The sequence below is a fragment of the Sphingomonas sp. ASY06-1R genome (assembly GCF_052180265.1).
GTDB lineage: Bacteria > Pseudomonadota > Alphaproteobacteria > Sphingomonadales > Sphingomonadaceae > Sphingomonas_I.
The window spans coordinates 2,885,001-2,905,357 of record NZ_CP197464.1 but is presented as its reverse complement, the minus strand read 5'-3'; the positions used below and the strand labels follow the sequence as shown (position 1 = coordinate 2,905,357).

Genomic DNA, 20,357 nt, shown 5'->3' with positions numbered 1-20,357 from the left:
GCGCACGATAATTGCGCCAAGCTTAACAAATTGCCGATTAGGGCTGTGTAATAGGACAGCAATGCTGACCTATAGTGGATTTTTGGCGTGACTTGATCTCCGTGCTCCATCATTGGGGCGGCGGAGATTATGCACATGGCCAGTATGTTGACCTTCCCGCTCGTCGAGCAGGATTATCCCGAAAAGCGCGCTGCTGATGCGCGTGCAGCCGATTTCGCTGAAATTTCGCGCGCCTATCAGGTTGCGAAGGCTGAAGAACAATCGTCGCGCTGTTCGCAATGCGGCGTGCCGTATTGTTCGACCCACTGTCCGCTGCACAATCATATACCGGATTGGCTGCGTCTGACGGCGGAAGGCCGGCTGCGCGAAGCCTATGAATTGTCGAACGCGACGTCGACGATGCCGGAGATTTGCGGCCGCATCTGTCCGCAGGACCGGCTGTGCGAAGGCAATTGCGTCATCGAATTCTCCGGCCACGGCGCGGTCACGATCGGCTCGGTTGAGAAGTTCATCACCGATACCGCCTGGGAGCAAGGCTGGGTGGAGCCGTTGACGCCGGGGCCGGCGCGGGGCCAGTCGATCGGCATCATCGGTGCCGGTCCGGCCGGACTGACGGTGGCCGATCTGATGCGCACGCGCGGTTACGAGGTCCATGTCTATGACCGGCACGATCGGATGGGCGGGCTGCTGACCTACGGGATCCCCGGTTTCAAGCTGGAAAAGCCGGTCGTGATGCGGCGTGTGGATCGGCTGGCCGCCGGCGGGGTCGTCTTCCATTCCAATTTCGAGGTCGGCCGCGATGCGTCGCTCGAGGAGCTGCGACAGCGTCATGACGCTGTCGTGCTCGCCACCGGCGTCTATAAGCCACGCGCCATCAAGGCGCCGGGCGTGGGCGCGGCGGGCGTCGTCGAGTCGCTCGACTATTTGACCGCATCGAACCGCAAGGGTTTCGGTGACGATGTTGCGGCGTTCGATGATGGCACGCTCAACGCGGCGGGCAAGAATGTCGTCGTCATCGGCGGCGGCGACACCGCGATGGATTGTGTCCGTACCGCGATCCGCCAGGGCGCGGCATCGGTACGCTGCCTCTATCGCCGCGACCGGGCGAACATGCCGGGCTCGCAGCGCGAGGTGAAGAATGCGGAAGAGGAAGGCGTTGAGTTCGTCTGGCTGTCTGCGCCCGAAGCCTTCCATGGCAGCGATACGGTTGCGGGCGTGCAGGTGACCAAGATGCGGCTCGGCGAACCGGACGCTTCGGGCCGGCGCGCGCCGGAGGCTGATCCCGGTGCGGGCTTCCGGGTCGATGCTGACCTCGTGATCAAGGCGCTCGGCTTCGATCCGGAGGAACTGCCGCGGCTGTTCGACGCGCCGGAATTGTCGGTGACGCGCTGGGGCACCGTGCGGGTCGATCATAAGACGATGATGACCAGCCTGGAGGGCGTGTTCGCCGCCGGCGACATCGTGCGCGGCGCGAGCCTGGTGGTCTGGGCGGTGCGCGACGGCCGCGACGTCAGCGAGCGCATGCACCAATGGCTGAAGGCAAAGGCGGCGGTCGAAAGGGTTGCGGCATGAGGACGCTGCTGCTGCCGATCCTGATCAGCGCTGCGGCGCCAGTTTTGGCGCAGGCGCCATCTGCCGCGCCGACGGTCAACGCTGCCGATCCTCAGTCGGTCGCGCTCGCCCGGGCTATCGTGCTCAAGATGGTGCCGGATGGCACCTACCGCCGCCTGATGCGCGGTCCGATGGACCAGATGATGCAGGGCATGACCGGGCAGATGCTGAACCTGCCGGTTCGGCAATTCCTTGCGGGTACTGATGTGCCTGAGGACCGGATCACCGCGCTCCAGGATACCACCACCCGCGAGATCATGACCATCCTCGATCCCGCCTTCGAGCAACGCATGAACCTCATCATGTCGTCGATGATGGCGGGCATGGGAGATGTCCTGTCGCGGTTCGAGCCGCAGCTGCGCGAGGGCATGGCGCAAGCCTATGTGCATAATTTCACGCGCCCCCAGCTGGAGGAGATTGATCGCTTCTTCAGTACCCCAGCCGGAACTGCGTTCGCGCAGCGGACGATGACCTTGATGAGCGACCCGGCGGTGCAGGCGAGCATGAAGGGGCTGATGCCCGAGCTGATGAAGGTCCTGCCGTCCGCGACCGAGAAGGCGCAGCAGGCGGCCGCCAGCCTGCCGAAGGCCAAAACATACGATGATTTGAACGAGGCCGATCGTGCGCGATTGGCGAAGCTGCTGGGCGTTGATCCGGCGGCGTTGAAGAAGGCGAAGAGCCAATGACCGACTATCTCGCTTCCGAACGCGAACGCCTTGCCCGCGAGGGCATGTACCGGCCCGAATTCGAGGGCGACGCCTGCGGCGTGGGCCTCGTCGCGGCGACCGACGGCAAGGCGTCGCGCCGCGTCGTCACCGCCGCGATCGATGCCTTGAAGGCGGTGTGGCACCGGGGTGCGGTCGATGCCGACGGCAAGACCGGTGACGGCGCCGGCATCCATGTCGATCTGCCCGCGCGTTTCTTCGACGATGCGATCGAGTCCGCCGGGCACCGCCCGCGTCCGAACCGGCTGGCGGTCGGCATGATCTTTCTGCCGCGGACCGATCTGGGTGCGCAGGAGACCTGCCGTACGATCATCGAGAGCGAGATCATCGACTTCGGCTACACCATCTATGGCTGGCGCCAGGTGCCGGTGGACGTGTCGTGCATCGGCGACAAGGCGATGCTGACCCGGCCCGAGATCGAGCAGATCATGATCGCCGGGCCGATGCCCGAGGCCGAGAGCGCGGAGGAGTTCGAGAAGAAGCTCTATCTGGTTCGCCGCCGTATCGAGAAGAAGCTGATCGAGGCGCAGATCCAGGGCTGTTACATTTGCTCGCTCAGCTGCCGCTCGGTCATCTACAAGGGCCTGTTCCTCGCCGAGGAATTGTCGGTCTTCTATCCCGATCTGAAGGACGAGCGCTTCGTCAGCCGGGTCGCGATCTTTCACCAGCGTTATTCGACCAACACCTTCCCGCAATGGTGGCTGGCGCAGCCGTTCCGCTGCCTTGCGCATAACGGCGAGATCAACACGATCCGCGGCAACAAGAATTGGATGAAGAGCCACGAGATCAAGATGGCGAGCCTCGCCTTCGGGATGCATTCCGAAGACGTGAAGCCGGTGATCCCGGCGGGCGCATCCGACACGGCAGCACTGGATGCGGTGTTCGAGACGATCTGCCGTTCGGGCCGCGACGCGCCGACCGCGAAGCTGATGCTGGTGCCAGAAGCGTGGCAGGATTCCGACCTGCCGCAGCCGGTGCAGGATATGTACAATTATTTCGCGAGCGTGATGGAGCCGTGGGACGGCCCGGCGGCGCTGGCGATGACGGACGGCCGCTGGGTGGTGGCGGGCGTCGATCGCAATGCACTGCGCCCGCTCCGCACCTTGCGCACGGCGGACAATCTGCTGATCGTCGGTTCGGAAGCCGGCATGGTGGTGGTGCCGGAAAGCTCGGCTGTCGCCAAGGGCGCGCTCGGGCCGGGCGAGATGATCGCCATCGATCTGCAGGAAGGCCGCTTCTACGAGGATAGCGAGGTCAAGGCCCGGATCGCGGCCGAAGCGCCGTATGGCGAGTGGGTTTCGACTTTCCGCATGATGGCGGACCTGCCTGTTCCGGAGGGCGAGCATCTCCCCCAATGGACCCGGGGCGAATTGATCCGCCGCCAGATCGCAGCCGGCCAGACGATGGAGGACATGGAGCTGATCCTGTCGCCGCAGGTCGAGCAGGCCAAGGAAGCGATCGGATCGATGGGCGACGATACGCCGCTCGCGGTCATTTCCGACAAGCCGCGGCTGATCAGCCATTTCTTCCGCCAGAATTTCAGCCAGGTCACCAACCCGCCGATCGACAGTTTGCGCGAGACCCGCGTGATGAGCCTGAAGACGCGGTTCGGGAACCTTGCCAACATCCTGGATGTGGATGCGCAGCAGTCCGGCGTGCTGGTGCTGGATTCGCCGGTGCTGACGTCGCGCGACTGGGCGACGCTCAAGGGCTATTTCGGATCGGCCCACGCGACGATCGATTGCACCTATCCGGCCGACGACGACAGCCCCGATGCCCTGCGTCAGGCGATCACGCGCGTGCGGCGCGAAGCCGAGCAGGCCGTGCGCGAGGGCAAGAGCGAATTGTTCCTGACCGACGAGAATGTCTCGTCCGATCGGATCGCCATCGCGATGGTATTGGCCGCGGCGGCGGTGCACACGCACCTCGTCCGCCAGGGCCTGCGCTCCTATGCGTCGATCAACGTGCGCTCGGCCGAATGCCTCGACACGCATTATTATGCGGTGCTGATCGGCGTCGGCGCGACCACGGTGAACGCCTATCTGGCGGAAGCCGCGATCGCGGATCGCCATGCGCGCGGCCTGTTCGGCGATCTGCCGCTGGCGGACTGCTTCAAGCGCTGGCGCAAGGCGATCGACGATGGCCTGCTCAAGATCATGAGCAAGATGGGGATCGCGGTGATCTCCTCCTATCGCGGCGGCTATAATTTCGAGGCGGTCGGCCTGAGCCGGGCGCTGGTGAACGATTTCTTCCCGGGCATGCCCGCCAAGATTTCGGGCGAAGGCTATGCCTCCCTGCAGCTGTCCGGCCGCATGCGGCATGAAAAGGCGTTCGAAGGCGGACCGACGGTATTGCCGGTGGGCGGCTTTTATCGCCAGCGTGCGGGTGGCGAGGCGCATGCCTATTCGGCGCAATTGATGCACCTGCTGCAGACGGCGGTCGCGACCGACAGCTATAGCCAATATCTGCAATTCGCGCGCGGCGTGCGCGACCTGCCGCCCATCTATCTGCGCGATCTGCTGGAGTTCAACTGGGCGAAGGAGCCCGCGCCGATCGACAGCGTCGAGGCGATCACCGAGATCCGCAAGCGCTTCGTCACGCCGGGCATGAGCCTCGGCGCGCTGTCGCCCGAAGCGCACGAGACGCTGGCGATCGCGATGAACCGGATCGGCGCCAAGGCGGTGTCGGGCGAGGGCGGCGAGGATAAGAGCCGCTACACGCCGTATGAGAATGGCGACAATGCCAACAGCGTGATTAAGCAGATCGCGTCGGGCCGGTTCGGCGTTACCGCCGAATATCTGGGCTCGGCCGAGGAGCTGGAGATCAAGGTCGCGCAGGGCGCCAAGCCCGGCGAGGGCGGGCAATTGCCCGGCTTCAAGGTGACGGAATTCATCGCCAAGCTGCGCCATTCGACGCCGGGCGTGACGCTGATCTCGCCGCCGCCGCACCACGACATCTATTCGATCGAGGATCTGGCGCAGCTCATCTACGATCTGAAGCAGATCAACCCGCGCGCGCGGGTGTGCGTGAAGCTGGTCAGCTCGGCCGGCATCGGCACGGTCGCGGCGGGCGTGGCGAAGGCGCATGCCGACGCGATCCTGGTCGCCGGCCATGTCGGCGGCACCGGCGCGTCCCCCCAGACCAGCATCAAATATGCCGGCACGCCGTGGGAAATGGGCCTGTCCGAGGTCAATCAGGTGCTGACGCTCAATGGCCTGCGCCATCGCGTCAAATTGCGTACCGACGGCGGCCTCAAGACCGGGCGCGACATCGTCATCGCCGCGATCCTGGGCGCGGAGGAGTTCGGCATCGGCACGTTGAGCCTGGTGGCGATGGGCTGCATCATGGTGCGGCAATGCCATTCGAACACCTGCCCGGTCGGCGTGTGCACGCAGGACGAGGCGCTGCGATCCAAGTTCGTCGGTACGCCGGAGAAGGTGATCAACCTGATGACCTTCATCGCCGAGGAGGTGCGCGAGATATTGGCGCGGCTCGGTTACAAGAGCCTCGACGAGGTGATCGGGCGGACCGAATTGCTGCGCCAGGTCAGCCGCGGCGCCGAGCATCTCGACGACCTGGATCTCAACCCGATCCTCGCCAAGGTGGATGCGCCCGATCATCATCGCCGCTTCCAGCTGAGCACCTTCCGCAACGAAGTGCCGGACAGCCTGGATGCGCAGATGATCAAGGATGCCGCGCCCGTCTTCGCGCGGCGCGAGAAGATGCAGCTGACCTATACGGTGCGCAACACGCACCGCGCGGTCGGCACGCGGCTCTCGGCCGAGATTACGAGCAAGTTCGGCATGACCGCGCTGGCGGACGGGCATGTCCATATTCGCCTGCGCGGGTCGGCCGGGCAGTCGCTGGGTGCGTTTGCGGTCAAGGGCGTGACGCTGGAAGTGTTCGGCGAGGCCAATGACTATGTCGGCAAGGGCTTGTCCGGCGGCACGATCGTCGTGCGGCCGATGGTCTCGAGCCAGCTCGATACCAAGGCCAACACGATCATCGGCAACACCGTGCTGTATGGCGCGACCAGTGGGACGCTGCTGGCGGCCGGCAAGGCGGGCGAGCGGTTCGCGGTGCGCAACTCGGGTGCGACCGTGGTGGTCGAAGGCTGCGGCGCCAATGGCTGCGAATATATGACGGGCGGCACCGCCGTGATCCTCGGCCGGACCGGCGAGAATTTCGGCGCGGGCATGACCGGCGGCATGGCGTTCGTGCTGGACGATGACGGGCGCTTCGCCGAGCGCGCCAATGACGAGAGCATCGTCTGGCGCCGGCTGGGCTCGGTCTATTGGGAAGCACGGCTCAAATCGCTGATCGCGCTCCACGCCACGAAGACCGACAGCCGCTGGTCCAACGCGATCCTGGACGATTGGGATCGCTGGCGGGATCGTTTCTGGCAGGTCGTGCCGAAGGAAATGCTCACCCGTCTGTCGCAGCCGCTGGAGGATGAGCCCGAGGCGGAGTTCGTCGCGGCGGAATGAGCTGAGGTGGGCGGCGGGCCTTGCCGCCGCCCGTTTCATGTGAGCGGCGTACGCGGTCCTGACGGACGGAGCGGTCGCTGAAATTTGTTGGGGACAAGTCCCGACGCGGCATCGACAGCGGGCGGCTGCGCTCGCTATCCGCGTCCGATGAGTATCAAAGCCACCATCATGAATGCGGCCACGGGCCAGCAGATCCAGAAGCATATGTTCGGGCGGATGCCGTTCGTCGGCACCGCTTTTCATCTGGAAACCGGCGAGCGTGTCAGCGCCCTGCGGGTAGACGTAGGCAAGCCCGCACCCGGCAGTTTCGCGACGCCGGTCGATGTATGGGTACGGCCGAAGGAAACCGAAGCGGCGTAGCCGATCGGGGCGTGGACGTCCCCGACGCACCCATTCGCGGTGCGGAAAATAAAAAAACACCAGAAACGAACTTGATGATTGCCTGGGCAAGCGATTACGGCGCCACCGCGCGCGCGAAGATGCGATCTGAATATCGGCGCTAAAAGTCATTCTCCCACGCGATGAGCGGATCACGACGCACTGCGCATGTACTCTATATGTTCTCATTTGTCGAGAGGCGCCGGTTTTGTGCAGGCCTCTGATCAGGCGTCGTGCTGAACCGCAAAGCGGGGGCGTCGAAGCGGGATGGCGCGCTTATCTTTTGCGGGGCGACGATGCCATCTTCACCAATGAGTCTGCCCGATTGCCGCCTCTGGCTCGGCTATCGGCGCGCCATTGCGACGCGCCGATAGCCGAACAGCTACTTAGAACTGGTAGGATGCCAGGATGCGGAAGAAGCGGCCGGTGTTGACGTAGGAGCCGTTGCCGCCGCCATCCTGCGTGCCGAGATAGGTCTTGTCGCGGCCGAGCGTCTTATAGAATTGGGTTTTGTTGAGCAGGTTCTTGACCTGAAAGCCCAGCTTCACCCTGGACGTGATCGCATAGCCGAGATCCAGGTCGAGCGTGCGGATCGGCTGCATATAGGAATCGAGGTTGTTCCCGGTCAGGCTGAGCAGTTGCAGGCCGACATATTGCCACGTCAGCTGCGCGGTGACGCCGGCATGATCGTAGAAAACGTCGATATTGTAGATCGTGCGGGGTGCGCGCGGCAGCCAGGTCTTGCGGCCGAAATGATCGGGGCGGCCGCTGTCCGCTTCGCTGTGCTGAAGCGTCAGATTGCCGCCAAGCCCGAAACCGGCCAGCCATCCGCCGAGATTGCGAAACTGATAGCGACCGTTCAGTTCCAGCCCGTAGAGTTTAGCGGACTTTCCGTTTTCCGGCTGGGTGTAGACGTCCGCGCCGATATTGGTCGCGGGCGTGTTGACGTCTGGGCTGCCGCCGGTCGTGCTGGCCGAATAGATGAAGTGATCGATGTGGCGGTAATAGCCGCCAATCTCGAACAGCGCGCCGGCGACCGGATAATATTCGACGCTGGCGTCCAGATTGGTCGATGTCGCGGGCTTGAGATCGGGGTTCGACCGATTGTAGGACGTCGAGCCCGTCACTGGATCGAAGGTGTGCGTCTCGGGCCCGGCGGTCAGCGAGAAGGCGGGCCGCGAAAAGCTGCGATGCGCCGAGAAGCGCGCGACCCATTTCTCGCTCGGCCGGTAATTGATCGCGAGGTTGGGCAGGAATTCGTCGTACGAATTACCGGCGTGCGCGAAATGCCCCGGCTGGGTGCCGGACGCGTCGGTTGTTGCCAGCACCCAATGATCGGCGCTATAATCGGTATGCTCGTAACGCAGCCCCAGCACCGCGGTGAGGGCGTTGCCCACGAACCGCGTCTGGACATAGCCGGCGTAGATATTCTCCCGGCCGTAGACGGTGTTCTGGTTATAATCGTCGGTCGTATAGGCGCCGGGATTACCGACCGTGTTCAGGCCCGTGACCGGATCCTTGGCGAAATGGCTTTGGTACGCAAAGGGCAGCATGCCGTTGACGAAGGTCGAGCGATCAAGAAAGCGGTAGGTGCCGGGGTAGAGGCCGCCCAGGAACGAGCCGATATTGACGCCGGGCAGGGTGCCGAGCGGACCGCCCTGACCATCGGTATAATCAGGCAACGTGCCGTCCGGGCGCAGGATCGCAAAATTGTCGCCGCCATTGCCGGTATAAAGGTGGTCAAATTGATTGCGCTTGGACAGGCTGACATCGGCGCCCGCCTTGATCGCGTCGAGCAAACCGCCAAAACGATAGGTGGCGTCGAACTTGAAGTTGACGATCCGATTGGTCGTGCGCCCGTCGTGGCCCTGGAATTTCCAGAGCTTGTCCGTGTTGGGATCCAACACGTACGCCGCGACGGCCGGACTGCTGAAGACGGGACGCGGGCGCATCGGATCGGAGAGGTCGAACTGGGCATTGCCGGCGATCGGCGGCGCGTACAGGCTGCCTTCGACATAATTGGGATAGCCGATGGCCGAGCGCCCAAGCGATACGTCGTATTCAGCATCAGGCCGGCGTCGCCACCGCCGCGAAAATCGCTGATCCCGCCGAGTTGAACAGTATAGAGCTTGCCGTTCTTGTCTCGCGTTTGAAAATAGCCGCCGGGCAATATCGTCTGGGGATTGTAGGTGTCCGAGTTGAAATAACGATCGTCGTTATTGCGGATACTGCGCTGGGAGTCGTTGCCCGTATCCGTATATTGGCCATAGGTGCCGCGCAGATAGAGTTCGAGCGTATCGGTCTTGTAGCCAAGCGCGAGATTGCCGCCGTAGCGTTCTTCCTTATTGTCGTAGAGATCATATTTCAGCTGATCGAGCGACAGGCCGCCCTTCAGCGTGCGCCAGTCGCTGACCGCGCTTTCGCTGCTGAGCGTGGGGCGGTAGCCCCCCGCCTCGATCGCCTCGCCGGCACTGCGACTGCGATCATAATAGGCCGTCGCATAGATGCCGAACTGGTCGCTATCGCCGAACTGGCGCGCGACCTCGATCTGGCCGGTGCCGCCGCCGGCAGGAAAATCGAGCTTGGAGGCTAGCTGCGACAGGTTGCCGGCGACGGTGACCTTCACAAAGCTGCGCCCGCGCGAGAAGGCACTCGGCGTGTGGATATCGACGATCCCGCCAATGCCGTCCCCGATCATTTCAGACGTTGGCGCCTTCGTCACGATCACGGAATCGAGGCCGTAGGGCGCGACGAAGTTCAGCGACAGGGCGCGGCTGCCAGGATCGGCGGCAGGCACCCGAACGCCGTTGAGCAGATAGGAATCATAATTGGAATCGAGGCCGCGGATGGCGACATATTCCAGCTGGCCGGTCGCGGCCTGCCCCTTGCCCATGTCGTTATAGCCGACCAGCCCGGGCAGATGCGAGATGATGTCGGCGACATTGCCGCCAGGCCGCTTCGCGATTTCCTCGGCCGACATGATGCTGACGATCGCGGTGGCGCGGCGCTTTTCGTCGATTGCGCTGGCCTCGCCGCTCAGGCGGTGGCCGGTGATAATGATGGAATCGTCGAGCGACCGCGCATTCCGGTCATCGGGCGCAGCGGCAGGGGCGGCTGCAGCCGCATCCCGTGCCGGGGCAGCGGGGCTATCGCTGACCGCCTGGGCGGTCGCCGGCGCCGCCAGCAATGCGACAAAAGCAGACGAAATCAAATACTTTGTGGAACGCAACACAACCGAGCCCTCTTTTTTATGAAGGCCTCTCCCTTTGGCAACCGTCTATCTCGGTCTGCTACTTATGGGAGGTCTATGACGGATGTGTTTGACAGATTTGCTTCCTATTTTGTTACAAAAATGTGGCATTTTATTTGATCTTTACAGGATGTATATTAAGCCTGTACCCGATTTTTCTGAAATGCCGCCGGTTTTGATTTAAGACATTCGGAAGATGACGGCATGCAGATGCTAGGCGATTTGCAATGAAAGATGCCGTTTTCAAGGTCCTTCTGGGGCTCATGAGCATAGTAGCCGCAGCATCGGCGATGGCGCAGCCCGGTTCGCCCGCGGCCGACATTGTGCTGCATGGCGTGCTCCACTCGGAGGACAAGGGCAGTTACCGCGAGCTTCCTTTCACGGTGCCCGCCGGCGTCGAAAAGATCGATGTCGATATTCGGTGGGAAGGGCGCGAGCAGGGGACGATATTGGTCACCGGCCTGTATGATCCTCAACGCCTGCGCGGATGGGGCGGCGGGATCAAACCGCATTTCGTCGTCGCGGATGGCTTCGCATCGCCGTCTTTCCTGCCTGGGCCGATTCCATCGGGCATCTGGCGCCTCACGCTGGCCGTCGCCAGCATCCGGCCGGGAAGCGTATCGCCTTATTCGGCGCGGATCCGCTTTTCGCGAGGCGCGGCGGCACAGGTGGTCACCGACACGCCCGTGCGGCCCGGACCGGGATGGTATCGTGGCGACCTGCACACCCATAGCGGCCAGAGCGATGCCGCCTGCCGGAGCAAAGCGGGCGTGGCAATTCGCTGTCCGTTATTTCTGACCATTCAGGCCGCGGTTGCGCACGGCCTGGATTTCGTCGTCATCACCGACCCTAATGCCTCGTCCCAGGTTGCGGAACTGCCGGAACTGGCGCCCTATTCGACTCGCTTCTCGCTATCCCCGGGCGCGAAATGACGACCGCGGTGGGCCATTTCAACCTGTTGGGGATCGTCGTGCCGATCGATTTCCGGATGGGCCCCGGTTATGCCGGATCGATCAACGACCTCTTCGCCCGTGCAAAGCCGACGGGCGCGCTGATCTCGATCAACCATCCCGAAATCCCGACCGGCGAGGATTGTCTCGGCTGCGGGTGGAGTGCGCCCGGCACCGACTTCGCGATGGTGGACACGATCGAAGTCGCCAATGGCGGGATAGCCGCAGACACGCATGGGTTCGACGATGGCCCGGATCGGGCACGGCCTATTGGGAAAAGCTGCTTGATCGTGGCTATCGGCTGATCGGCGTTGGCGGCAGCGACAACCATGACGCCGTCGACGGCAAGGCGGGATCCTCTCCCGTCGGCGCGCAATCCCCCGTGGGCACGCCCGCGACGGTGGTCTTCAGCACGAACCTGTCGCAGCCTGCCATATTGGCGGGGATACGATCCGGCGGGGTGTTCATCGATCTCGAAGGCGCGTCGCCCGGTCGCCTGCTCGACATGCGGGCTTCGACGAAGGCCGGCGTGACCGCGGTGATGGGCGAAACCCTGCTTCGACCCAAGGGCAAGATGGTGGTCGATGCGCACGTCCGCGTTGCCGGCGCGGCGGGTTGTATCGCCTCCTTGATCGTTGGCGGCAGCCGCCTGCCGACGGCCAGCGCCGCGATCACGAAGGCAGACCAAATTCGGGACTTTCCCGTCCCGCTCGTTGCCGCGACCCGGTGGTTTCGCGTCGACGTTCGTAATAAAGCGGGGCGCCGCGTGATGATCGGCAACCCGATCTTCGTACGGTGAGAATGGCGCGGCTCGGTTAGCGCCTGATGCCGATCACTGAACCTGGCGCAAGGGGCAATACTGCCTTTGATCGGTTAGGTAGCATCTCATAGTCTTTGCCGATGAGATCACACCAATCCCGAACGCGAAATGCAGCGCCCACTATGCGGCGTACCATGCTGATGATGGCGGCAGCGATGTTGATCGGCGGCGCCGCGCCGCCGGAAATGCCCAAATTCGCCCATTGGATCGACGGGACGACGGCACGCGAGCCGGAGATGCAGGTGCAGGCGATCGATGCGGACACGCTCGTGATCCGCCAGTCGGTCAAGACCAACTTCGAGGCGCCGTTCCTGTATCTGCTATTTGGCCAGGATCGCGCGCTGTTGATCGATACCGGGGCGGGCGGGCTGAAGATCCGGCCTACGATCGACCAGCTGATCGCCGATTGGCGGGCGAAGCATGGGGGGCGTCCGATCCGCCTGATCGTCGCGCATTCGCACGGCCATGGCGATCATCATGCCGGGGACGACGAGTTTCGCGATCGTCCGGACACGGAGCTGATCGGGCTGTCCGCGGATGCGGTCGCGGGCTTCTTCCGGATCGGCGACTGGCCGAGCGAGATCGGACGTTATGATCTCGGCGGACGGCCGCTCGATATCCTTCCGACACCGGGCCACCAGCCGGCGCACATCATGGTGTACGACGCGCGGACGCGGCTGCTTTTCTCCGGCGACATGCTGTATCCCGGCCGGCTCTATGTGCCGCTGAACATGTTCGAAGCGTTCCGGGCCAGCACCGATCGGCTTGCTGCCTTCGCGGCCACCCACCCTGTACGGGCTTTGCTCGGCGCGCATATCGAGATGATGAGCACGCCCGGCCAAGATTATCCGATGGAAGCCGCGGCGCACCCGGCGGAGCATGAATTGCCGCTGTCGCCGGCGGTGATCGGCGCGCTTCGACAGGCAGTGGCCAAAGAAGGCGCCGTCCCCACGATCGACCGCCAACGCGATTTCATCCTGTACCCCGTGCCGCCGCGACCGGCGTCATAGCCAAGGTCCGGAAAGCTTGTCGGCTCAACCCTTACGCTGCTTGGTCCTGGGCGGATTTCAGCCACAGGAGAAAGGGATCGGTCGGGTTGGCCGCGTCCATGTCGGGCGTGGTCGGGATCAGGTCCTGTGCATGCGTCGGGATACCGACGTTGAAGGTGCGTGAAACCCATTGCTGGAACTGGGTGGGCGGCATGAACGGCGCCTCATCGCTGAAGTCGTCTTCCTCATAAGCTTCCAGCGGTGTCAGCGCGAACATTTCTGGCGCGCAGGGTTCCGGATAGCCGATCGCCAGGAAGCGCAGCATTGTAACGGGATCGTCCGTGATGACCCCAGCCCAGGTGGAGCCGGAGCCTGAGCCAAGCTGGACGAGGCGGAGCCTGTCTTGCGGATCGCGCCATAAAGCGGCGCAGGAGCCGTCGTAACCGGTGCGAATGAAGGGGGCGAGCCGCTCAGCGCCGGCAACGCCCTTACCAAGCCAATGGACGGCGTCCTCCGGATCGACCGCGTGGATGGAAATGCAGGACATGCCTCTGCCCGGTAAAAGGCCGGGGTAAAAAGTAGCGTAACGGCGCCCATCGCCTTTGGCGGAGGGAAAAACGCAATCATTGTCGTCCATCCATTCCAGCGCGGCCACGAATTCCGCCGGCAGCGCAATGGCATCGGGCAGGCTCGCGCGGACATAGTCGACGAAGCGTTCTGGTGATGAAATGTGCATGAATGCCGTGGCGATGGGGCAGGGGGATTGCTCCCCCTGCCGGCTCAATACTTACTTAGGCTTCTTGTGCTTGTGCTTCTTGCCGCCGTCGTCCGGCGTCGTGGACGTGTCGGTCGTGGTCGTGGTGGTGGTCGCCGTCGTGTCGGTCGTGCCGGTGCTGGTCCCGACGCCCGCGTCGGTGGCCGTCGTCGGCGCGGGTGAGGTCGTGTCGGCGGGCGGCGTGGTGGTTTGCGCCAGCGCAGCGCTCGAACCCAGCGCGAGGGCGATGCTAAAAGCCAAAACCTTCATAAATCCTCCTATGATCTCTTACAGATCGCCGACGAAGGTGCGCTCTCAAGATGAACGTCAGCTGTCAGTTTGCCGTAAAGGGCGGCAAGATGACGCAGGTTCCAGACCGGTCGAGCCTGTCGCTGGTCGCGGATTGATCTTCGCGCGGCCGACTCCATGCGCCTCGAAGGCCATGTTTCATTTGTAATGTGTCCCGCGTTGCTCGCTTCCGTCCGGGAGACGCTGCCGGACCGGGATGGCTGATTGCCACCGCCGCAAAAGCGGGCCCTTTTCGTTCCCCTTTCGCCTTGATCGCGGCGGCCCTAACAGGGGCGGTCATGGCCTGGCAGCTCTATCAATTTCCGCTCTGTCCCTTTTCGCGCAAGGTTCGCCTGCTCCTCGGTGAAAAGGGGGAGGGATGCGAGCTGGTGCGCGAGAGCCCGTGGGATCAGCGCGACGAATATATCGACATGAATCCGGCGGGGCAGACGCCCGTACTGGTCGATCGCGGCCAAAATCTGATGCTGATCGATTCGACCGCGATCTGCGAATATCTGGAAGAGACCGTCGAGCGGACGATCATGCTGCCCGGCACGGCCGCCAACCGCGCCGAAGTGCGGCGGCTGGTGGCGTGGTTCGACCAGAAGTTTCACGATGAGGTCGGCCGTCCGCTCTTGTACGAACGGATGGAGAAGCGGCTGGTCCATCGCGTATCGCCGGATGCCAAGGCGTTGCGCGAAGCGATGCGCCTGGCGAACAGCCACCTGGATTATATCGACTGGCTGCTGGATCACCGGCGCTGGATCGGCGGACCCCTGTTCAGCCTGGCCGATCTGGCCGCCGCGGCGCATATTTCGGTGTCGGACTATCTCGGCGGCATCGACTGGCGCGGGCATGAGCGGACGCGACATTGGTATTCGGGGATGAAAAGCCGGCCGAGCTTCCGATCCTTGCTGGGCGAGCGGATGGAAGTGATCGCGCCGCCCGACCATTATGACAAGGTCGATTTCTAGGCGGTTTCGGGCCGGTTACTGACGCTGATGAGACCCCCGCGTTCAGCAACAATATTGCCCCGTTAGCGCTACCATCTTGCTGAATTGTAACGCTTTGTTGCGTCGCACAAAATGGTTGCGAACGACACCAAATGGCTATATTGTGCATCGCAGCATAAGGAAGTTGGGAGCATTCGGGTGGCTGACAAGACCGTCGTCGATTCGAAACCGGCTGCCAAGCCGCGCAAGCCGTCGGTGCCCAAGCCGACGGTTTCGAACGAGGCCGCGCAGGCGGTGAACCAAAGCATCGCGGCCGGGGAAGCTGCGGTGGCGCAGCTGACGCCGTCGCCTGCGCAGATTGCTGAGACACTTGAGGCCGTGACGTCGCCGGCCATCCAAAGCGACCCCATCGTGGCACCGGCCTCCGACCCCGTCGAGCCTAAGCCCGTAACTGAGGAAGTGATTGACATGGCTACCGTAACTTCGCCGACCGACACCGCCAACCAGGCTCAGGCCGCCTTCGGCGACGTTTCCAATCGGTTCAAGAGCGCCTTTGAGAAGTCGACCAAGTTCGGCGAGGAAATGGTCGATTTCGCCAAGGGCAATGTCGAGGCCGTGATCGCTTCGTCCAAGGTTGCCGCCAAGGCGACCGAGTCGATGAGCCAGGAAGCTGCCGAATATGGCAAGAAGCATTTCGAAGCCGCGACGGCCGCATTCAAGAGCTTTGCCAGCGTCAAGTCGCCGACGGAGCTGTTCCAGCTGCAGAGCGAATTCGCCAAGACCTCGTTCGACAACATGGTCGCCGAAGCGTCGCGCCTCAGCGAGACGCTGATGAAGGTTGCCGGCGACGTCGCCCAGCCGATCTCGACCCGCTACGCGATCGCTGCCGAGAAGATCAAGTCGACGGCGCTGTGATTTAGCCGGGCTCCGGCCCGGTCCTGTAGAGTAGCGTAAAGTATGATCGGCCGTCCTTCTTTGCCGGGAGGGGCGGCCGATTTTTTGTAGCTAGTGAACGGGCAGTTCGAACGGGCCGGCGGGAAGGCGGGAGGCGTCGGACAACATGCAGGCCGGGCTGTCGCCCCAGCAAAAGCGTACGCGTGTGGCGCGGCGCGATCCCGCGTCGAGTATGACCGCGTTCGGCGCCGCGAGTGAGGCGGTGACGAAGCGGCAGGAGCCAGCCGCGACACCGCACAGCTCGAACCCGACCGGGGCGCCGGTGTAGGATACGAGCGCCCCGCTGACATTGTCGAAATGGACGATGATCTTCTGACCATTGCGCGTGACACGAACGCCGCGCGGCCCCGTCAGAACCGGTCTCCGGTCGAGCAGGCTGGCGGCCGTCAAAGCGAGCCGGCGACCGACGTCCTGCTTGTTGGTCGGGTGGATGTCGTGAGGATCGCCGATATCGATCGTGACGATATAATCGGCACGGGCATCACCGATCGCCGCCCGGCGTTGCGCCTCCCGGATGTCGGCCATCTTCGACTCGGCCGGCCGAACAGGCATCGGGCCGAAATTGGGGAGCTGCACGATCAGGAAGGGCAGATCGGCCCGAAAGTGGCGGCGCCAGTCCGCCATCAGCGCTCGCAGGTTGCGCTCATAGTCGGCTGCATAATGTACGTCGGATTCGCCCTGATACCAGACCGCCGCCCGGAAGCCGTACCGGCCGATCGGTGCGATCATGCCGTTATAGATGACCGACACGCCATGCGCCGGGCCCCAGGGCAATTGCGGAGCGATCGCGTCCGCCGGCATCGGCGCATATCGCCACGGGCCGGCGAGCGGCACGGTGGTGCCGTCGGCCAGGCGGAGGGCGCGGCCCTCCGCCGGCCCGGTCAGGCCGCAATTGCGCCAGCTGCAAAAGATGTTGGTGACGATCGTGTTGGCGCCGGCATGCAAGGTGCCGCGCGGGATCGCGTGGCGCGCCTGTGGCGTCCAGGATGTCCCGCCGACGCCGGTGCCGTTGACCCAGCTCGCATCCTCTTCGTTGGCGACGCCAAGATCGAGGATGGGAGGCTGGGCGGCCTGCGCAGCCGTGAGCGTGACCTCGGTCCGCAACCACATCTGGCCGGTGAAGCCGTCGGGCGAGGTGCCGTTCCATAGCGCCCAGGGGCCGAGCGCGGTTGGCGCGATTTTCCAGTCATGTGCATCGAAGCCTGGCTGCCACGGCGGATCGCCGGGCAGCTTGAGGCTGCGCCACCAGCCTTCCCAAACCGCGCTCCAGCCGCGATCTGCCGCCTCCGGCTGGAGGCGATGCTGTGCCAGCAGATCGAGATTGGCCTCCTCAAGCCTGGCGGCGCGCAGGCCGGGCTCGCTCACCCAGGCACGGATGCGGCTGCCACCCCAGGCGGCGACGACCATGCCGATGGGCACGTCGACCGTCCTCTTGCGTTCGCGGGCGAAGAAATAGCAGCTGGCGGAGAAGGCGCCGACCGTATCGGGCGAGGCGGGGATCCACTTGACCGGCGCGGCGAAGCGATCGAGCGGCACCAGGCTGTCCTTGGTTTCGATCGTGAGCGACCGGATGGTGGGATCCGTCGCCGCTGCGATATCGGCCTTCGCATTGTCCGCGCCGCGCACGGCAAAAGCCATGTTGGACTGGCCGCTGCAGAGATAGACGTCGCCGATCAGCACGTCCTGCGCCGCCTGTGTCTCACCGGAGGCGGTGCGGGCCTGCAGCGTATAGGGGCCACCCGCCGCCATTTTCGGCAGAGCGAGCTGCCAATGCCCGCCCGCATCAGCGCGCGCATGGGCGACGGCGCGGCCCAGCGTGACCGTCACCTCGCTGCCCGCGGGGGCAGCGCCATAGATGGGAATCGGCGCGTCGCGCTGGAGCACGCCATGATCCTGGAACATCGGGTGGAGCAAGGGGGCCGACGAGAGCGGAAAGGCGAAGGCCGAACATGCCGTGAGCGCCCAATATCGCATGGCCATTGCCTTACCCCTCCATGTCCCGTGCGCGGGATCGAGGCCTTCAGGTGACGGAGGCGTGGGTGGAAGGCAATGGCGAGTTGGAGCGGCGCGCTCTCGTTGTTACGCTACCGGATCAGCCTTGATGATCGGAGCCCGGCATGAACCCGTTCCCGCATGACATCTTTACCGAGCCGAGCGACGTCGATCCCGATACGCTGGCCAATCTCGGTCCGCTCGCGCGGCTGGCGGGCCGGTGGGAGGCGCATAAGGGCGTGGACATCAACCCCAAGGCCGACGCGCCCGAACGCCGCACCTTCATCGAGCGGATATCGTTCGACCCGATCGATCCGCAGGCGAACGGGCCGCAGCTTTTCTACGGCATGCGCTACCATATCCACATCACGACCGCGGAGGAGGACATCACCTTCCACGAACAGGTCGGCTATTGGCTGTGGGAGCCCGCGACCGGACTGATCCTGCAGACGCTGGCGATCCCGCGCGGGCAGGTGGCGCTGGCGTCCGGTCAGGCCAAGCCGGGCGACGACATGTTGACGCTCACGGCCACGCGGGGCGAGACCCAATATGGCATCTGTTCGACCGCCTTCCTGGAATATGGCTTTCGAACCGACGCTTATCGCATCGACGTGACCTTTCACGACGCCGACAGCTGGAGCTACGACATCCGCACGATGCTGTTGGTGCATGGCCGCCCGGATCCGTTCGAACATCACGACCAGAACCGCTTGCGGCGGGTGGGGCCGGCCAGACCCAATCCGCTGAAGGCGATCCTGGACAAGCGGGCGGCGGCCGCGCCGGCCTAGGCCGGCGGGCTCAATGCGGTACGACGCCGAGCTGGAAGCCGGTCTTGTCGTGCAGCGCGAAGCGATCGACCAGGTCGGCGCTCGCCCGATTATAGCCGATGACGTCCACGTGCGATCCGTCGCGGCGCAGGCGCGCGACGATCTTGTCGAGCGCGCCGATTGCGGAAATATCCCAAAAGTGGGCGGCGGTGACGTCGATCGTAACGGGCCGCCCGCTTTCGGCGGCGAAGGCGCGGGCGAAGCGATCGACCGAGGCGAAGAAAATCTGGCCGGAGACACGATAGACGATCGGTGCGTCGGCGCTCGCCTGGGTGCGTTCGACGGCGAACATGCGGCGTACTTTGCCGGCGAAGAAGATGCCCGACAGCAGCACGCCGACGAGGACCCCCTGCGCCAGATCGCGCGTGGCGACCACCACCGCGACGGTCGCCACCATGACGATCGACGAAGTCGGCGGGTGGCGGCGCAGATTCGGGATCGAGTTCCAGCTGAACGTGCCGATCGACACCATCACCATCACCGCGACCAACGCCGGCATGGGAATGCGGCCGACGACCGGGCCGAGCACGGCCAGCAGGAACAGCAGGAAGGCGCCGGCGGTGAAGGTGGACAGCCGCTTGCGGCCGCCGGAGGTGACGTTGATCACCGACTGGCCGATCATCGCGCACCCGCCCATGCCGCCGACCAGTGCCGCCGCGATATTGGCGCCGCCCTGGCCGACGCACTCACGACGCTTGTCGCTGTCCGTATCGGTCATGTCGTCCACGATCTGTGCGGTCATCATCGATTCGAGCAGGCCGACGGCGGCCATGGTGAGCGAGAAAGGCAGGATGATCCGCAGCGTTTCGAAGGTCAGCGGCACGTTCGGCCAGGCCAGGCTGGGAAGGCCTTCGGGGAGCCGGCCCATGTCGCCGACCGTGCGGACCGGGAGGTGCAGCGCGATGCTGATTCCGGCGAGGACGAGGATGGCGACGAGCGGGGAGGGGACCGCCCTGGTGAGGCGCGGCAGCAGATAGATGATCGCCAGCCCGCCCGCGACCATCGCATAGCTATGCCAGCTCACGCCGATCAGCTGCGGCAGCTGCGCCAGGAAGATGAGGATGGCGAGCGCATTGACGAAGCCGGTGATGACCGAGCGCGAGACGAACTGCATCAACAGGTCCAGCCGCAGCAGGCCCGCGCAGATCTGGATCAGGCCCATCAGGATCGTGGCGGCGAACAGATATTGGACGCCATGATCGCGCACGAGCGGGGTAACAACCACGGCGACGGCGGCGGTCGCGGCCGAGATCATCGCCGGCCGGCCGCCGACCAGCGAAATGATGATGGCGATGGCGACGGAGGCGTAAAGCCCGACCCGAGGATCGACGCCGGAGATGATCGAAAAGCCGATCGCTTCCGGGATCAACGCGAGGGCG

17 protein-coding genes and 1 pseudogene (1 of these 18 only partly in view) are annotated in these 20,357 nt (G+C 64.2%); 12 read left to right on the top strand and 6 right to left on the bottom strand.

Annotation, left to right across the window (positions count from 1 at the left end; translation table 11 throughout):
• Window positions 1–144 precede the first annotated feature (144 nt).
• The 4 genes from ACSBM8_RS13975 (at window position 145) to ACSBM8_RS13960 (ending at window position 7,183) form a co-directional block, all read left to right on the top strand.
• A complete protein-coding gene (locus tag ACSBM8_RS13975) occupies window positions 145–1,572 on the top strand; it encodes an NAD(P)-dependent oxidoreductase (protein WP_442681603.1) in 1,428 nt (475 codons plus the stop codon).
• The gene (locus ACSBM8_RS13970) at window positions 1,569–2,297 is read left to right on the top strand and encodes a DUF2059 domain-containing protein (RefSeq protein WP_442678608.1); all 729 of its coding nucleotides are present in this window, start codon (window positions 1,569–1,571) and stop codon (window positions 2,295–2,297) included. Before ACSBM8_RS13975 ends, ACSBM8_RS13970 begins: the two co-directional genes overlap by 4 nt.
• On the top strand, window positions 2,294–6,823 hold the full coding sequence (gene gltB / locus ACSBM8_RS13965) for a glutamate synthase large subunit (protein WP_442678607.1): 4,530 nt from the start codon (window positions 2,294–2,296) through the stop codon (window positions 6,821–6,823). Before ACSBM8_RS13970 ends, gltB begins: the two co-directional genes overlap by 4 nt.
• 147 nt (window positions 6,824–6,970) lie before the next feature.
• A complete protein-coding gene (locus ACSBM8_RS13960) occupies window positions 6,971–7,183 on the top strand; it encodes a hypothetical protein (protein WP_442678606.1) in 213 nt (70 codons plus the stop codon).
• Between the two features lie 404 nt (window positions 7,184–7,587).
• On the opposite strand, the gene ACSBM8_RS13955 is transcribed toward ACSBM8_RS13960, so the two are convergent.
• The gene (locus ACSBM8_RS13955; protein WP_442681602.1) at window positions 7,588–9,234 is read right to left on the bottom strand and encodes a TonB-dependent receptor domain-containing protein; all 1,647 of its coding nucleotides are present in this window, start codon (window positions 9,232–9,234) and stop codon (window positions 7,588–7,590) included.
• A gap of 80 nt (window positions 9,235–9,314) precedes the next feature.
• Here ACSBM8_RS13955 and ACSBM8_RS13950 point away from each other — a divergent pair, with 80 nt between their 5' ends.
• Window positions 9,315–9,794 carry a hypothetical protein gene (locus ACSBM8_RS13950; protein WP_442681658.1) on the top strand — a complete coding sequence of 160 codons (480 nt, stop codon included), beginning with the start codon at window positions 9,315–9,317 and terminating at the stop codon, window positions 9,792–9,794.
• 138 nt (window positions 9,795–9,932) lie between these two features.
• Here ACSBM8_RS13950 and ACSBM8_RS13945 read toward each other — a convergent pair.
• A pseudogene (locus ACSBM8_RS13945) lies at window positions 9,933–10,181 on the bottom strand (TonB-dependent receptor plug domain-containing protein); the annotation flags it as partial.
• Window positions 10,182–10,678: 497 nt separating this feature from the next.
• Between ACSBM8_RS13945 and ACSBM8_RS13940 the strand changes: the two are divergent.
• From ACSBM8_RS13940 to ACSBM8_RS13925, 4 genes are all read left to right on the top strand, one after another.
• The gene (locus ACSBM8_RS13940) at window positions 10,679–11,383 is read left to right on the top strand and encodes a hypothetical protein (RefSeq protein ID WP_442678605.1); all 705 of its coding nucleotides are present in this window, start codon (window positions 10,679–10,681) and stop codon (window positions 11,381–11,383) included.
• Entirely contained in the window at window positions 11,380–11,706 is a 327-nt protein-coding gene (locus ACSBM8_RS13935) for a hypothetical protein (protein ID WP_442678604.1), read from the top strand. The genes ACSBM8_RS13940 and ACSBM8_RS13935 overlap by 4 nt, the downstream gene beginning before the upstream one ends.
• Window positions 11,682–12,200, top strand: a complete 519-nt coding sequence (locus ACSBM8_RS13930) for a hypothetical protein (protein WP_442681601.1) — start codon at window positions 11,682–11,684, stop codon at window positions 12,198–12,200. Before ACSBM8_RS13935 ends, ACSBM8_RS13930 begins: the two co-directional genes overlap by 25 nt.
• Window positions 12,201–12,343: 143 nt before the next feature.
• Complete coding sequence (locus ACSBM8_RS13925; RefSeq protein ID WP_442678603.1) at window positions 12,344–13,231, top strand: MBL fold metallo-hydrolase; 888 nt, start codon at window positions 12,344–12,346, stop codon at window positions 13,229–13,231.
• 31 nt (window positions 13,232–13,262) lie between these two features.
• Here the strand turns inward: ACSBM8_RS13925 and ACSBM8_RS13920 are convergent, their stop codons facing one another.
• On the bottom strand, window positions 13,263–13,946 hold the full coding sequence (locus ACSBM8_RS13920) for a hypothetical protein (RefSeq protein WP_442678602.1): 684 nt from the start codon (window positions 13,944–13,946) through the stop codon (window positions 13,263–13,265).
• Between the two features lie 51 nt (window positions 13,947–13,997).
• Window positions 13,998–14,234 carry a hypothetical protein gene (locus tag ACSBM8_RS13915; protein ID WP_442678601.1) on the bottom strand — a complete coding sequence of 79 codons (237 nt, stop codon included), beginning with the start codon at window positions 14,232–14,234 and terminating at the stop codon, window positions 13,998–14,000.
• 317 nt (window positions 14,235–14,551) lie between these two features.
• On the opposite strand from ACSBM8_RS13915, the gene ACSBM8_RS13910 reads away from it, so the two are divergent.
• Window positions 14,552–15,226, top strand: a complete 675-nt coding sequence (locus ACSBM8_RS13910; protein ID WP_442678600.1) for a glutathione S-transferase family protein — start codon at window positions 14,552–14,554, stop codon at window positions 15,224–15,226.
• A 177-nt stretch (window positions 15,227–15,403) separates the two neighbouring features.
• A complete protein-coding gene (locus tag ACSBM8_RS13905; RefSeq protein WP_442678599.1) occupies window positions 15,404–16,120 on the top strand; it encodes a phasin family protein in 717 nt (238 codons plus the stop codon).
• Between the two features lie 90 nt (window positions 16,121–16,210).
• Here ACSBM8_RS13905 and ACSBM8_RS13900 read toward each other — a convergent pair whose 3' ends face one another.
• Window positions 16,211–18,139 carry a sialate O-acetylesterase gene (locus ACSBM8_RS13900; protein ID WP_442678598.1) on the bottom strand — a complete coding sequence of 643 codons (1,929 nt, stop codon included), beginning with the start codon at window positions 18,137–18,139 and terminating at the stop codon, window positions 16,211–16,213.
• A gap of 137 nt (window positions 18,140–18,276) precedes the next feature.
• Between ACSBM8_RS13900 and ACSBM8_RS13895 the strand changes: the two genes are divergently transcribed.
• Complete coding sequence (locus tag ACSBM8_RS13895; RefSeq protein ID WP_442678597.1) at window positions 18,277–18,939, top strand: FABP family protein; 663 nt, start codon at window positions 18,277–18,279, stop codon at window positions 18,937–18,939.
• Window positions 18,940–18,949: 10 nt separating this feature from the next.
• Here ACSBM8_RS13895 and ACSBM8_RS13890 read toward each other — a convergent pair whose 3' ends face one another.
• On the bottom strand, window positions 18,950–20,357 hold the 3' portion of the coding sequence (locus ACSBM8_RS13890) for a SulP family inorganic anion transporter (protein ID WP_442678596.1). It continues 83 nt past the right edge of the window; 1,408 of the gene's 1,491 nt are visible here — the last part of the coding sequence; the start codon falls outside the window, past its right edge — the gene reads right to left on this strand; its stop codon occupies window positions 18,950–18,952.

Excerpts from the sequence above, each read along its gene's own strand:
- ACSBM8_RS13975 (WP_442681603.1), top strand. The coding sequence starts at position 145 with ATGTTGACCTTCCCGCTCGTCGAGCAGGATTATCCCGAAAAGCGCGCT.
- ACSBM8_RS13970 (WP_442678608.1), top strand. The coding sequence starts at position 1,569 with ATGAGGACGCTGCTGCTGCCGATCCTGATCAGCGCTGCGGCGCCAGTT.
- gltB (WP_442678607.1), top strand. The coding sequence starts at position 2,294 with ATGACCGACTATCTCGCTTCCGAACGCGAACGCCTTGCCCGCGAGGGC.
- ACSBM8_RS13960 (WP_442678606.1), top strand. The coding sequence starts at position 6,971 with ATGAGTATCAAAGCCACCATCATGAATGCGGCCACGGGCCAGCAGATC.
- ACSBM8_RS13940 (WP_442678605.1), top strand. The coding sequence starts at position 10,679 with ATGAAAGATGCCGTTTTCAAGGTCCTTCTGGGGCTCATGAGCATAGTA.
- ACSBM8_RS13935 (WP_442678604.1), top strand. The coding sequence starts at position 11,380 with ATGACGACCGCGGTGGGCCATTTCAACCTGTTGGGGATCGTCGTGCCG.
- ACSBM8_RS13925 (WP_442678603.1), top strand. The coding sequence starts at position 12,344 with ATGCGGCGTACCATGCTGATGATGGCGGCAGCGATGTTGATCGGCGGC.
- ACSBM8_RS13920 (WP_442678602.1), bottom strand. The coding sequence starts at position 13,946 with ATGCACATTTCATCACCAGAACGCTTCGTCGACTATGTCCGCGCGAGC.
- ACSBM8_RS13915 (WP_442678601.1), bottom strand. The coding sequence starts at position 14,234 with ATGAAGGTTTTGGCTTTTAGCATCGCCCTCGCGCTGGGTTCGAGCGCT.
- ACSBM8_RS13910 (WP_442678600.1), top strand. The coding sequence starts at position 14,552 with ATGGCCTGGCAGCTCTATCAATTTCCGCTCTGTCCCTTTTCGCGCAAG.
- ACSBM8_RS13900 (WP_442678598.1), bottom strand. The coding sequence starts at position 18,139 with ATGGCCATGCGATATTGGGCGCTCACGGCATGTTCGGCCTTCGCCTTT.
- ACSBM8_RS13895 (WP_442678597.1), top strand. The coding sequence starts at position 18,277 with ATGAACCCGTTCCCGCATGACATCTTTACCGAGCCGAGCGACGTCGAT.